Genomic DNA, 13,162 nt, shown 5'->3' with positions numbered 1-13,162 from the left:
ATGTTGCGGGGCCTGAGCGGTTTCAGCCGGGATTGGCTTCGCAGCGATATCCCCGCCGGGCTGTCGATCGCTGCCGTCGGCCTGCCGAGCGCCATCGCCTACCCGGCAATCGCCGGCCTGCCGCCGGAGACCGGCATCTATGCCAGCATCCTCGCGCCGATCGCCTACGCGATTTTCGGTCCCTCGCGGCTCTTGATCGTCGGGCCTGACGCGGCGACGATGACGGTGCTTGCCGCTGCCATGGGCGCCATCATCGCGGTCGCGCCGCCCGGAACCGCTGTCGACCGGGTGGCGATCGCTTCGGCGCTTGCGATCGGCGTCGGCGTCTTCTACATCGCCGCGAAACTATTGAGGCTCGGCGTTCTCGCGAGCTTCCTGTCCCGGCCGATTCTGGTCGGGTTTTTCGCCGGGGTGTCGCTTTCAATTCTCGTCGGACAGATCGGCCGCTTTACGAGAGTGAAGATCGAATCCGACGGGCTCATCGCTCCGCTCCTCGAAATGCTCGCCAAGAGCGGCCTCATCCATTGGCCTTCCCTGATCCTCGGCCTTGCCATGTTTGCGCTGCTTTGGGTCGTCCGGGCTCTGCAGTTGAAGGTTCCAGGCCCGGTGCTGGTAGTGGTGGTCTCGGTCGTCCTGTCAGCCATCTTCGATTTCCGCGGCCGCGGCATCGCCGTGATCGGCGACCTGCCGAGTGGTCTGCCGGCCCTCTCCCTGCCAGCATTTCATCAGATGCCTCTCGACAAGACCGTGCTCGGTTCAGCCGCGATTTTTCTCGTCAGCTTCGGCGCCGGAATAGTGACGGCGCGCAGCTTCGGGTCACGCACCGGCGAGGAAGTCGACGCGAACCAGGAGTTGATCGGACTTGGCGCCGCCAATATCGCACCTGGCCTTTTCGGCTCGTTTCCGATCAGCATGTCCGATTCCCGCACGGCCATAAACCTGTCGACGGGAGGCGTCTCTCAGCTTGCAGGGCTGGTTTCGGCCGCCACCTTGATCGCGGCCCTGGTGTTCCTGAATGATGCGCTGAGCATTCTCCCGATCCCGGCGCTGGCGGCGATCCTGGCAACGGCTGCCATCAGCCTCATCGATATCGATGAGCTCAGGAAGATCTGGCGCATCAGCCGTATCGAATTCATCTTTGCGCTGATCGCCATGTGGGGAGCGATCAGCTTCGGCGTCCTTAACGGCGTGATTGTCGCGATCGCGGCGACCTTCGCCTATCTGCTGCGTCAGACGATGTTTCCGCGCGATGGCCTTCTTGGCCGCATCGAGGGGCGGCACGGCTTCTTCGATCTGCAGCGCTTTCCGGAAGCCCGTCCGATCGAGGGGGCGGCCGTCTTCGCGGTCCAGGGCAGCATCCTGTTTTACAACGCCGATTACGTGCGTTTGCGGATGATTTCGGTGATCAAGGCGCTTCCCGCCGAAACCAAATACCTGGTGCTCGATGCAAGCGCCATTACCTATATCGACAGCACCGGCGCGACCGCGCTCGAGGCCGTCGCTGACATGCTTGCGAAGCGCAACATCACCTTCGCGATCGCCGATCTCAGCGAGGAAAGCCGCGCGATTCTTGATCGTGCCGGCGTGATCAACGCGATCGGCGCCGACAATCTTTTCAATGGCAGGGAAGAAGCCTTGCGGACGCTGATCGGCGACATCGACCAGCCCGACCGCACCGTCCCGGCCGCCAATGTACCCTAGTTGAGAGAAGGAGGGAGAGCCATGGACGAAAACTACGAGCCGAGAGAGGCAGAAGCAGAGGCAACCCGCAACGGCAAAGATAAAAAGAAGAAGAAATCCTGGGATTATGACAAGGAAATCGGCCGGCTGCAGGTGGAGCTGGCTTACCTTCAGGCCTGGGTGAAGAAGTCAGGCGCAAGGATCGTCATCATCTTCGAAGGGCGCGACGCCGCCGGCAAGGGCGGCATGATCAAGCGGATCATGGAACGGCTCAGCCCGCGTGTTTTCCGCGTTGTGGCTCTGCCGGCTCCCACCGACCGGGAAAAGTCGCAGATCTACATGCAGCGTTACATCGCCCACCTGCCGGCAGCCGGCGAAGTCGTGATATTCGACCGCAGCTGGTATAACCGTGCCGGCGTCGATCGTGTCATGGGCTTCTGCAGTGACAAGAAGGCGCAGCGCTTTCTCGAACTCGCGCCCCGCTTCGAAGCCGCCATCGTCGAAAGCGGCGTCATCCTTCTCAAATATTTCCTGACGGTCACCGAGGAGGAACAGGAGCGCCGCTTCAGGCGCCGGATCCATGATCCGGTGCGGCAATGGAAGCTCAGTCCCATGGATGTCGAATCCTACCAGCGCTGGTGGGATTATACGCGCGCCTATGACGAGATGCTGCGGATGACCGACTCCAACCATGCACCGTGGTGGATCGTGCCTTCCGACGACAAGAAACGGGCGCGGATCAACTGCATCTCGCACATCCTGCAGTCCATTCCGTATGAACGAGTGAAATTTGACGAGCCCGATCTGGGGAAACGGCAGAAACGACCGGCCGACTTCACTGAGGACCGCAGCATCCGCCATGTCGTGCCTGACACGACCTCATAGGCAGGTGGGTCCGGCCTGTAACCTCACGGATGTGACGATGGAGCAGACAGTTGATACGACAACGCCAGGGACCGGCGCGGGTCAGATTTCGATAGAGGCGAGAGTAAGCGATCTGGTCCGCTTGGGCATCATCGGATTGTTCGCTTACTGGACGATGACGCTGATTGCTCCTTTCGCGCTTATCCTCATCTGGGCCGCCATCCTTGCCGTTGCTCTCTACCCGATGTTTGCGACGCTCTCGCGGTTGATCGGAAACCGGCCGGTGATCGCTGCCATCGTTATAGTCGCCGGTTGCCTCGTGCTGATCATAGCACCGCTCGCCCTCGTCGCAGTCAATTTCGCCGACACCGTAGAGGCGTTGATCGGCAGGTTGCGGACCGGAGAATTTACCCTGCCGGCAGCGCCTGACGCCATCAGGAATTGGCCTGTCGTCGGCGAGCGGCTCCATGATATCTGGAATCGCGTTGCCAGCGATCTGGCTTCCACGATCATCAAGTTTCAGGCGCCGATTCGTGAGGTCATGGGCGCTGTTGTGGCAAAACTAGCCTCGATCGGCGGCGGGGTCTTGAGTTTCGTCGTCTCGATCATGCTCTCTGGCTTGTTGCTCACCCAGTCAACGCGCCTGGCGGCGACAATACAGGTTCTGGCAAGCCGGGTCGCCGGCGACAAGGGCGTCGGTTTCGCCCGGCTGTCGGGAACCACGGTGCGGAATGTCTCACGCGGTGTCATCGGCGTGGCTTTCCTGCAGACCCTGCTCTGCGGACTGTGCTTTGCCGTCTTCGACGTTCCAGCGCGTGGAGCGCTGACCTTCGTCGTCTTCTTACTGTGCGTCATGCAACTCGGGCCAGCGCTGGTCCTCCTGCCCCTCGTCATCTGGGCCTGGTTCTCCTGGCCGTTCGCCGGCGCCTTTGCCTTTACCTGCCTTGCGGTGCCGATCTCGATTGTCGACAACATCCTGAAGCCTATCCTGATGGCGAGAGGCCTCTCCACTCCCATGCCCGTCATCCTGATCGGCGTGATCGGCGGCACTCTGGCCCATGGGCTGCTGGGGCTTTTTCTGGGACCGGTCGTTCTCAGTGTCTTTTACGAGCTGCTGAGAGCCTGGGCCTGGCCTGCGGCAATGGCGGAAGGATCAGAACATGATGAGGCACGGGCTCTCAGCGTGGAAACCGAGCGTGCCGGATAGGCCACGGCCGGTCTACCTGTTGGTACAGTAGACGACGACCTCCTGCTCTATGTCGCGACAGAGCTCCTCATATTCCGCAACGAGCTTGTCTTCCCTCGGGTTCTGGGTCCGGAACCGAGCCAGCGCGTCGACTGCAAGATCGTAGGCCTCGAACAGTTCGCCGAGGGTCTCGTTGGCAACGTCCGCCAGCAGATGGCGGATATCTGGAAGCCGCAACATCAGTTTTCTGCGGCCGCGTTCTTGGCTCATGAACTAGCTCCGCATTGGTACCGCGTCTGCAATTGATAAGAAGACAGTAAGGTGCCGAATTGTTCCCGAGGTCACAATTACTGTATCAGACCGCAAGCCATTCTTGCCAACTTAGTTCGGTAGCGGACAATCGGTGTCGCTCATTCCCGTCAAGAACGGTCCGCGCCCAAATTTGTGGCCTTATGGGCGAACCCCAAAGCAAAGCTTGCAACCAGGGGCTCGCGCGCTATGATGTATTAGAAGTAGCTTAGATAATTGCGTGACTTATCGTGGGGCGATCATGAGGAACGCAAAGGTCAATGTTTTGGGCAGTCTTGAGCCGACGGTGGATGAAATCTGCCGTCAGGTCGAGCGAATTCTCGGAAGCGAGGAATTTCACGCGCCGAAGCGGGGGCGGGATTTCCTCGAGTTCGTCGTCAATGAGACGCTTGCCGGCCGCTCGGGGTTCCTGAAAGCCTTCACCATAGCGAATGTCGTTTTCGGCCGGGAAGCTTCATTTGACCCGCAGAATGACCCGGTCGTCCGGATCGAGGCCGGTCGGATCAGAAAGGCGCTCGAGCGCTATTATCTCGTCGCGGGGCGCACGGACGAGGTCATCATCACCGTGCCCAAAGGCGGATATGTACCGCATTTCGAATATGCTCAGGGATTGCCGCTTCCATCGGCGGGCGGCCTGGAGCAGGCCCAAGCCGCAGAGTTCAATGCGCAAGAAGGCTCTCCTCGGAAGATGCGTGCTCCGATGCTTTCGGCCGCTCACGGCTTCGGGATCGTCATAATCGTCGTGGTTGCTCTGTTTGCCTTAGCCCTTGCATATGCATTGTCTGTTCCGAATGGGCGACCGACTGCGTCAACGCCGCCGGCGACCGCTCATCCGAAGGTGATCGTCGAATTCTTTTCCGAAAGCGGTTCCACCGGCGCTGGTTCGGATATCGCTCGCGGCCTGAGGGACGACGTGATCGGCCAGCTTGCCCGCTTCGACGACATCGTCATTGTCGCCGATCCGCTGCGCGCCGGGCGTGCCGCCGGCGCCGACTATTCGCTCCAGAGCAATGTCCAGCTCGACAAAAGCAGGTTGCGCGCCGCGGTCAGGCTGGTGCGTCAATCGGATGGCGCGGTCGTCTGGGCCAGGAACTTCGATGCCGATCTTCAAGCCGAGAGCAAGCTTGTCATCCAAGGCAACATCTCCCGGCAGATCTCCAGTGCGATCGCGCATCCTGATGGGGCGATCCTTCAAACCGGAACGAACCAGATCGTCGGACCGGCTCAAAATGGCGACCAGGATGCCTATGCCTGCACGCGCGCCTATTACAGCTACCGTCAGGCCATGACCGCGCAAAACCACGGCTCGACGCTGGAATGCCTGCGGCAGGCGACGCAGCGCTTCCCCGATAACGCTGCGTCCTGGACATTGCTGTCCATAGTCTATCTTGACGAGCTGCGATATCGCTACCAGCTCGGCACTTCCTCTTCGGTTCAACCGCTCGAACTGGCAACCGCTGCGGTGGAGCGGGCGGCATCTCTCGCGCCCGGCGATCCCCGCGTGCTGCAGGCGTTGATGTTGGTGAGCTTCTTCCGCGGAGACATCGACAAGGCCCTGGAGGCTGGCATGGCGGCCTATGCCGCCGATCCCGGTGACGTCGAACTCGCCGGCGAATATGGTTATCGACTGGCGCTTTCCGGGAAATGGCAATCAGGCTGCGAACTGCTCTCGATCGCCGTCAACAGGGGCGTCGGTCCTAGTGGCTACTACGAAGCCGGCATGGCGCTGTGTGCATTCATGAAGGGCGATCTCGAACAGGCGGAGCGCTGGTCGCGAAAGTCCGATCTCGGCTCGAACCCCGTCCATCGTCTCGTGCTGCTATCCATTCTGGGGGCCGCCGGGAAGACCGGGGAGGCCAAAGCGGAAGAGCATTGGCTTCATAGCCATGCGCCGGCATTGATGGCTAACATCCGCGAGGAAATTTCGCTGCGCTTGCAACGGCTTGACGATCAGGAGCGCGTCCTGAATGGATTGCGTGCCTCGGGACTTGATATCGACGCCACCCCGGCAAGATAAGGCCGCTATCGATTGGTCGGTGCGGCGCTCTGCTTGCGGTTCGAAATCTCCAGAGCGATTTGCATGGCGATCTCGTCCTCGACATCGAGAAAGGTCCGGCCGCGCAGTTGGCGATCATATTGATTTGCCCATATCACCGTGCCGTCGGCGCCATTGATCATTCGGACATGCAGATGAAGGACGGCGCCCTCGATAACCACGCTTCCCTGCAGACTGAACAGCGGAACGATCGGTTGGGTGTCGGATCTGTCGGGCGCGAGCACGACAAGATTTTCCGCTTTCATCAGCTTCGTCAGCAGCTGGTCGGCCAGGCCTTTCGCAAAATTCACGCCTTCGGAGCTGCCGCCGAGGGCCGCGAAGGGCTCGACCACAATGCTGACCTTGCTCGCGACCGTCGACGCGGCGGGCGCCGGCGGCGCTCTCGGCCTTGAAAAATAGGCTTCCAACGGGCGGATGAGAGCCAGAACCGCGATCACGCCGAACAGCGCCGGTACGCCGATCGGCAGCAGAAGATCGCGATAGGCGACAGAGCGCTCCAGGCCGACCCTCTTGTTTCCGCGGTTTTGCAAATCCCTCCCTTCGCCTGGATTCGCGCTGCCATTGCTGCTCGAAAATTGCGGCGAATAGCCTCCCTTGGGGATGGTAATCCCGATCGGGTCGCTGCTTCCGCTGACGAGATAATATCGCTCAAGTGCGCGACGGATACGCCCCGCCTCGATGCGGACGACCGGATCATTCTGCGCATCGAAGGAGGCGCCCCGCGCGAAAACCGCCTGCGCAATCGTATAGGCCTTGAGTTGTTCGCTGCGTCCTTCCAGCGTCTCCTCAACGATATACCGCAGGAAACGCCGCCCACGCTCAGGAGCATGAAATTCGGGACTGGCGAGGATGCGCTCAAGCTGCGCGCGAACGGCTGCAGGGTCGTAGGGTTCGCGGCTGGTTTCCTCCTCATCCGATACCATCGAGCCCTCCCGCGACGCCACCTGTTGCCTTATACACCTGTCGATGGTTCAGGACTTCCGTAGCAATACGTAAATGAGAGCCTGGACCTGGCCGCCAGCGACATTGCCGGATCAGATGACGGTTCACAGCCGACTCGGACGCTTCACCGCCTAGAGTATCCGTTTTGATCAAGCGGCTTTTGGTGTCCATTTTTGGTTTTTCCGCAGGAGTGCGTTTGCCAGCAGGATGATCTTTCGCATGATGGCTGTGATGGCGACCTTCGGCGGCTTGCCGGCTTTGATGAGGAGGTCGTATTTGGCGCTGAGTTCCGGGTTGAAGCGGCATGCAACGAGGGCCGGCATGTAGAGTGCTTGCCGGACGATGGCCCTTCCGCCGGCAATGAAAGCGCGTCCGGTCCATCGTCCGGACTGACGGGAGATCGGCGCCAGTCCCGAGAGCGCGGCTGCGGCCTTCTCGTCAAGTTCCCCCAGTTCGGGCATCTCGATGAGCAGCGTAAAGGCCGTGACCCGCGACACGCCAGGGATCGAGATGAGAATCTCGAGCCTGGCCTTCAGGGTCGCGTCTTCGGCAATGAGCGCCATGATGGCCTCGTCCACGGCCTTGATCTGGCGCTCGATCTGCCTGAGCCGGTGGGTGTTATGTCTCTTCAACAGTGGATTGGACAGGTTCTTCGCCCTGTTCTTCGCGGCGGTCCTGTCCTTGATGAGGGCCAGCCGCGCCATATGCAACTCTTTCAGATCATTGTGGATTTGCGTGTTGGCTTGCAGGATGCGCGGTTCAAGAAGCGCGCCGAAGCGGGCCAACAGTGCGGCATCGATCCTGTCTGTCTTCGCAAGCCGGCCGGTGGCCTCTGCAAAGCGCCGGGCAACGCGGGGATTGACCTTGCAGAGCTGCAATCCCTGCATCGCCATGAAGCGCTCGAAGGCCTTGTGATAGGGGCCGGTTGGCTCATAGACAATGCGCCCCGCGCCCTTTGGGCCGATCCATTTGAGAATGGCAGCAAAGCCCTTGCGGTCATTGGTAACATTCAGCGTTTGGCCGTCCGGCAGGCGGTGCAAGTCGATATGGTCTTTCGAGATGTCCGCGCCGATGGTAATATCCGTCATCTTTTCCGCCTCCTATGCTTGTCATCCGAGCCCAAAGCTCAGGTATCCGTTCAGGACGATAGGAAAAGATGGGGGCGATCAAACTCTAGCTCGGCCCGGCATTCGCAAGAACGTCGACCTGCCATTTCACGATCCGTCCCCCATCGCCGGAGAAGGATGGCCGTCCTCTCCGGCGCTTCTTTATCTCAACAAGAAGCGTGGAAATCATAAGACAAGCCTTTCCGGGTTAGATTGAAGCATTCTGCCGGAGCAGGTTTTCGTCAGGGCAAAGGCGATTGGCGACGGGCATACCCCAGGTACGTCCGAGCCAATCGCCTTTGATCCTGGCTAGAGATGCCCGGCCCACCGGCCGCACCGCTTCGCCGTGGGCGAAGCGACAAGTGCGTCCGGCGATTCCAAGGTCTTGCAGATTTGCCAGCCAAATCTGCGGGAGGGTTGGCTGAAACGGGCCGGCTGATCGACCGGCCGGCTTGGCCGTAGAGCTGGGCTACGACGCGCGCCGGCCGGTCGACCATCCGACTCCGTTTGAGCCAACAGAATGCTTCAATCTAACCCGGAAAAGCTCCAGTGCAATAGACGACGACTTCCTGCTCTATTTCGCGGCAGAGCTGCTCATATTCGGTGATCAGCGTATCTTCTCTCGGACGCTCATTTCGGAACCGATCCAATGCATCGACGGCAAGGTCATAGGCTTCAAACATCTCCCCCAGTGTCTCGCTGGTCACGTCAGCGAGACGATGACGAACATCGGGCAGGCGGAGCATCAATTTCCTTCGTCCACGCTCTCGGCTCATAGTGTAACTCCGGATATTTGCACGCACCGGTAAACAATCCGAACTCGATGGAACCCCGTTCGTTCCCCCTCACCTGCTCCGATCATCCGTCCGGCGGTGCGCTCGCAGAACGGATGCGCATTTCCAGGTCAATGTGCAGCAGAACAGGATTCAAGGCTCCCGGTCGTCCGCATCCAGGGCTTTCACGGTGACTGCGGCGACGATGCCGGTCAGCACAATGCCCGCAAAGCCGATCATCAACGCCAATATCCGCGACGAGATATGTTTGGGGGTAAAATCGCCGTAGCCGATCGTCAAGCCGGTGACGAAAGTGAAATACATGGCTTCGTCAATGCGCCAGTTTTCGATACGCCAGATTGCGAGCCCGGATCCGACCATCAGGGAGACGATCGCTGAGACGATTGGCCAGATCACATGAAGCTGCCTTGCGAGCGCGACGAAAAACAGCCGCCGCATCTGTCTAGGGTTCGATATTCGGCCAGTTCTTACCGACACCTTTCGACCTCCCTGCAATTGGTTCAGGACATTCATAAGACTGACGCAGTCCATGGGGCTGGAATCCGCGCGCCCCACATTCATCCCGTGCACCATGCTTGCCAAGGCAACCGCTGCGGTGCCCTACCTCGATGCTCTCCAGACCCGCTTCATAAGCCCCGATCGGGCAGAACATATAAAGTCGTGGCGAAGATCATGTAAACCATCAGCACCAATATGCCGACGAACCACGCCGAACGCCCGCTGTTGGTAACGAACATCGCCGTCATGGTCGCCAGGAAAACCATGACGACAACGCCCGGCGAAAACTGCAGATCCATCGGTGTCGGACCGATGACGTAGCTCAACAGCACAAGCACGGGCGCCACGAACAAAGCTATCTGCGAGGCGCTTCCGAGCGCGATGCCGACGCTCAAGTCGAGGCGGTTCTTGCGCGCACCGGAAAATGCCGAAGCCATTTCGGCTGCGCCGCCGACCAGTGCGACGACGATGAAACCGACAAAGGCAGGCGTCATTCCAAAAACCTTGGCAGCCTCCTGCACGGACTCGACGAAGATCTCGCTGACCAGCGCGACCAGTATCGTGACACCGGCAAGCGTGGACAATGCCAGGCCAATCGGCCACGGGGTTTCGTCCGCCTCGGCGTGCTCGGCGGCGGCAAAGAGCTCGCGGTGCGTCTTCAGCGTGAACAGCAGTCCCAGCGCGTATCCGACAATAAGCAGGATGGCCAAGCCTAAGCTGAGCTTGTTAAGCACTTCCGTAGCCGAGGTCGAATCTGAAGCAACCGCCGACGGTATCAGCAGGGCGATGGTGGCGAGGAACAGCAGGCCGGCCTGAAGACGCGCATTGGCTCGGTTGAATTCCTGAGTGTGATGCTTCAGGCCGCCGAGCAAAAACGAGGCTCCAAGCATGAACAGCGTGTTGGTGACGATTGCACCGGCAACCGATGATTTTACCAGCGTATACTGTCCGGCACGCAGGGCGGCCAAGGCGATGACAAGCTCCGTCAGATTTCCCAGCGTGGCGTTGAGCAGTCCGCCAGCGGCGTCGCCGGTTTTTGCCGCAACGGACTCGGTGGCGTGACTGAGGAGGCCAGCCAGGGGTATCACGGCAAGGACCGACAAGATGAACAGCAACGTGTGAGCCTCGGGGGCAACGCGCGCCGCGACAAAGACCACCGGCACCGCAACGAGCAGCCAAAGCATGGGGTTGGCACGAATTTCTTTCCAAAGGAGGTTCACCCGTCACTCCCCGTTCAGTTGCTTCAGGCGTGCCGCGGGTTACGGGTCAATATGACCTGCTCCGGGCGCGCCAGTTGTTTGACGGTTGATGATCCGTCATGCAGGGCTACTCCGGCAGCGCTGTTTGCCGGAAGAATGTCACCGTCGCCTCATCCGGCGGCCCGAACCAGGTTGTGAAGAATGTCCGGAAATCCGGCCCGGCATAGGTTTGGCTGAGCGCACGATCGACGGCAAGGCGGAAGTCCTCATCGCCGCGCGCCAACTCAAGAGCGAGCGCTTCGTAGGTGAAGTGGCGCTGCAGGACGATCAGATTACCGGAATTGTCACTGCGGGCGGCGGCATCCATGAGGATCGGCATGTCGCCGAAGAGCACCGCCGAACTGCCGTCCATGACGCGCTCGATCCCCTGCTGGTAGTTGTCGACCGGCGCAGCCGTTGCCGCGAGTTGAAAAGTCTTGATCCTGTCGCTCAGCCAGCCTTCGCTCGTCGTGCCCGCGATCGAGGAGAAGGTCTTGTGCTCCAGGATCGTGCGGGCCGGTGAACCACGCCAGAGCGGACGGCTGGAGGGTTCGCCATATTGCAGCACTTCGCGCAAAGCCAGCGGCGAGCTGGTGCTCAAGAGCGCGCCGGTGCCGCTTGGGAAAATCGGGATGGAAAACGACACCTGCTGCCGCCGCGTCAATGTCACCGGCTCCGCAGCGCAGACAAGATCAGCCGTACTGCTTCCTATTGCCTGCATCTTGGCGTCGCCTGAAAGCGAAACCCATTCGACATCGAGCTTCGGCAGGTTCAGCTGTGCCCTAAGACTATCGGCAATCTTGTTGCAGAGGGCGACGGCATAGCCGTCCGGCCGTCCCTGTTCCCCGTTGAAGGAAAAGGGCCTTGCATCCGGATCATAGCCGAGCTTCAGAGCGCTGCCCGCTTTGATACGGTCGAGCGTCTGAGCCTGCACGGGCATGCCGAAGGCCAACATGGCCGCCGCGGTGAGCACAGAGGCGGCGATACCCGCCCAGCGATCATTTGTTCCTGACATGTCTGATCCTCCTCTCTTACTCGGCCGGAAGCTGGTTCGTGTTGCTGGCGAAACGCGGGGCGATCAGGCCGTAGATGATGAAACCGATGCCTGTGACGATCATGCCGCCGAGAACCGCGTCCTTGCCGGAGGCATAGATGGCGAAGACGCTGTAGGCCATGCCGACCAAGGCGATGGTGGCGTTCAGCCGATATTTCGGCTGTGGCACGCGGGCGGCCTTCATCATGACGAAAAGGGCAGACAGCGCGATGATATAGGGCAGTACGTTGGTGACGACGGCGAGGTTGACGAGCGCCGAAAACTGTTCGCTCAACGTCGGCGAAATGGTCATCAAGGCAAGGCATGTCTGCACGATGCCGAGAATGATCATGCCGGCCACGGGCGCCCCCATCTCGTTCACCCGCGAGAATATGGATGGGAACATCCGCTCGTCGGCGGCGGTTTTCGCCGTCTGCGCGATCGTAAACTGCCATCCGAGCAGCGAGCCGAGGCAGGCCAGTACGGCAAGCGCCATGACGATGGAACCAACCGTGGAATTGAACATGGTGGCATAGGCGAGTGCAAAGGGCCCCGTGGAGCTGGCGAGATCCGGATTCGGCACGATGCCCTGAATGACCGTCGTCGACAGGATGTAGATGACGGCCGCACCCAGCGTGCCGAACATGCAGGCGAGCGGCACGTCACGCTTGGGATTTTCGACGGCATCGGAATTCTGAGCGGCTGATTCCATGCCGAGGAATGCCCAGAGGGTCAGTGAAATGCTCGATCCCATGCCTTGCCCAAGCGTCAGGCCTTGCGGATTCCAGGCGGCGGCGAAAGTGCTGGAGCTGAACCAGAGCCAGCCGATGATCGACAACAGTCCAACGGGCAGGATGACGCCCCATACCGTGACCGAGCCAATGCGGCCGGTGATGCGCGGTCCACCGAAATTGGCGGCCGTGGTCAGCCACAAGAGCACGATCAGCGCCAGGCAGGTCATGATCGGGGTCGAGGTCAGCACCGGAAAGAACCCGGCCAGGTACCCGACGGCCGAGATGCCGATCGCCACATTGCCGACGGCAAGCGACAGGAAATACAGGAAGAACACCATGAAATAGCCGTCCTTCCCATAGGCATCCTCCGCATAGGCGGACATGCCTCCGGGCCGCTGATTGAACAGTCCGGCCTGGGCGAAGCCATAGGCGATCGCCATCGAGCCGATGGCGGTCACAAGCCAGGAAAGCAGCGAGATCGCCCCGACCTGCGCCATATTGGCGGGCAGCATGATGATCCCCGACCCCATCATGTTGACGGCGACGATGAAGGTGAGCTGCACCAGGTTCATCTTTTTCTTGGCCGTGGCCTCGGCCGCAAGATGCATCGTGTTGTCGGTCATGACGAAGTCCTCCCTAAAGCGCGTCGCGTTCCTTCAGAATGGCTTGATCCACGCTTTCATTCTTTGTTTTCCCTCAATGTCGCTACCGCAAAGCCGCTG

12 protein-coding genes are annotated in these 13,162 nt (G+C 60.4%); 4 read left to right on the top strand and 8 right to left on the bottom strand.

The genetic code is table 11. The features are described from left to right. The 3 genes from NL154_RS03580 to NL154_RS03570 are packed head-to-tail and all read left to right on the top strand — an operon-like array spanning position 1 to position 3,751. The gene (locus NL154_RS03580; RefSeq protein ID WP_221124261.1) at positions 1–1,701 is read left to right on the top strand and encodes a SulP family inorganic anion transporter; all 1,701 of its coding nucleotides are present in this window, start codon (positions 1–3) and stop codon (positions 1,699–1,701) included. A 21-nt stretch (positions 1,702–1,722) separates the two neighbouring features. Continuing rightward, on the top strand, positions 1,723–2,565 hold the full coding sequence (gene ppk2 / locus NL154_RS03575) for a polyphosphate kinase 2 (protein ID WP_210628816.1): 843 nt from the start codon (positions 1,723–1,725) through the stop codon (positions 2,563–2,565). A 37-nt stretch (positions 2,566–2,602) separates the two neighbouring features. Next, entirely contained in the window at positions 2,603–3,751 is a 1,149-nt protein-coding gene (locus NL154_RS03570; RefSeq protein ID WP_434733584.1) for an AI-2E family transporter, read from the top strand. A gap of 12 nt (positions 3,752–3,763) precedes the next feature. On the opposite strand, the gene NL154_RS03565 is transcribed toward NL154_RS03570, so the two are convergent. Further along, positions 3,764–4,000 carry a hypothetical protein gene (locus tag NL154_RS03565; protein WP_434733583.1) on the bottom strand — a complete coding sequence of 79 codons (237 nt, stop codon included), beginning with the start codon at positions 3,998–4,000 and terminating at the stop codon, positions 3,764–3,766. 280 nt (positions 4,001–4,280) lie between these two features. Between NL154_RS03565 and NL154_RS03560 the strand changes: the two genes are divergently transcribed. Next, positions 4,281–6,056: a hypothetical protein gene (locus tag NL154_RS03560; RefSeq protein WP_434733582.1), complete on the top strand. Its 1,776-nt coding sequence runs from the start codon at positions 4,281–4,283 to the stop codon at positions 6,054–6,056. A 5-nt stretch (positions 6,057–6,061) separates the two neighbouring features. Here the strand turns inward: NL154_RS03560 and NL154_RS03555 are convergent, their stop codons facing one another. The 7 genes from NL154_RS03555 to potE all read right to left on the bottom strand — a co-directional run bounded on the left by NL154_RS03555 (position 6,062) and on the right by potE (position 13,063). Continuing rightward, a complete protein-coding gene (locus NL154_RS03555; protein WP_221146771.1) occupies positions 6,062–7,018 on the bottom strand; it encodes a hypothetical protein in 957 nt (318 codons plus the stop codon). A gap of 168 nt (positions 7,019–7,186) precedes the next feature. Continuing rightward, a complete protein-coding gene (locus tag NL154_RS03550; protein WP_210628346.1) occupies positions 7,187–8,125 on the bottom strand; it encodes an IS110 family transposase in 939 nt (312 codons plus the stop codon). 548 nt (positions 8,126–8,673) lie between these two features. Next, the gene (locus NL154_RS03545) at positions 8,674–8,919 is read right to left on the bottom strand and encodes a hypothetical protein (protein ID WP_210628821.1); all 246 of its coding nucleotides are present in this window, start codon (positions 8,917–8,919) and stop codon (positions 8,674–8,676) included. 150 nt (positions 8,920–9,069) lie between these two features. Then, positions 9,070–9,375, bottom strand: a complete 306-nt coding sequence (locus NL154_RS03540; RefSeq protein WP_210631680.1) for a potassium channel family protein — start codon at positions 9,373–9,375, stop codon at positions 9,070–9,072. A 188-nt stretch (positions 9,376–9,563) separates the two neighbouring features. Next, positions 9,564–10,655, bottom strand: coding sequence for a calcium/proton exchanger (gene cax, locus NL154_RS03535; RefSeq protein WP_210628822.1), 1,092 nt, complete (start codon positions 10,653–10,655; stop codon positions 9,564–9,566). A 106-nt stretch (positions 10,656–10,761) separates the two neighbouring features. Then, on the bottom strand, positions 10,762–11,688 hold the full coding sequence (locus NL154_RS03530; protein WP_221120441.1) for an amino acid ABC transporter substrate-binding protein: 927 nt from the start codon (positions 11,686–11,688) through the stop codon (positions 10,762–10,764). 16 nt (positions 11,689–11,704) lie between these two features. After that, positions 11,705–13,063, bottom strand: a complete 1,359-nt coding sequence (potE, locus tag NL154_RS03525; RefSeq protein WP_210628824.1) for a putrescine-ornithine antiporter — start codon at positions 13,061–13,063, stop codon at positions 11,705–11,707. Between the last annotated feature and the right edge of the window lie 99 nt (positions 13,064–13,162).

Source organism: Rhizobium sp. YTUHZ044 (genome assembly GCF_051123975.1).
Lineage (GTDB): Bacteria > Pseudomonadota > Alphaproteobacteria > Rhizobiales > Rhizobiaceae > Rhizobium.
Note: the sequence above shows the minus strand (reverse complement) of the source record. Positions and strands in the feature narration are given on the sequence as shown.

Coding starts and splice junctions, on each gene's coding strand:
- NL154_RS03580 (WP_221124261.1), top strand. CDS start 1: ATGTTGCGGGGCCTGAGCGGTTTCAGCCGGGATTGGCTTCGCAGCGAT.
- ppk2 (WP_210628816.1), top strand. CDS start 1,723: ATGGACGAAAACTACGAGCCGAGAGAGGCAGAAGCAGAGGCAACCCGC.
- NL154_RS03570 (WP_434733584.1), top strand. CDS start 2,603: ATGGAGCAGACAGTTGATACGACAACGCCAGGGACCGGCGCGGGTCAG.
- NL154_RS03565 (WP_434733583.1), bottom strand. CDS start 4,000: ATGAGCCAAGAACGCGGCCGCAGAAAACTGATGTTGCGGCTTCCAGAT.
- NL154_RS03560 (WP_434733582.1), top strand. CDS start 4,281: ATGAGGAACGCAAAGGTCAATGTTTTGGGCAGTCTTGAGCCGACGGTG.
- NL154_RS03555 (WP_221146771.1), bottom strand. CDS start 7,018: ATGGTATCGGATGAGGAGGAAACCAGCCGCGAACCCTACGACCCTGCA.
- NL154_RS03550 (WP_210628346.1), bottom strand. CDS start 8,125: ATGACGGATATTACCATCGGCGCGGACATCTCGAAAGACCATATCGAC.
- NL154_RS03545 (WP_210628821.1), bottom strand. CDS start 8,919: ATGAGCCGAGAGCGTGGACGAAGGAAATTGATGCTCCGCCTGCCCGAT.
- NL154_RS03540 (WP_210631680.1), bottom strand. CDS start 9,375: ATGCGGCGGCTGTTTTTCGTCGCGCTCGCAAGGCAGCTTCATGTGATC.
- NL154_RS03530 (WP_221120441.1), bottom strand. CDS start 11,688: ATGTCAGGAACAAATGATCGCTGGGCGGGTATCGCCGCCTCTGTGCTC.
- potE (WP_210628824.1), bottom strand. CDS start 13,063: ATGACCGACAACACGATGCATCTTGCGGCCGAGGCCACGGCCAAGAAA.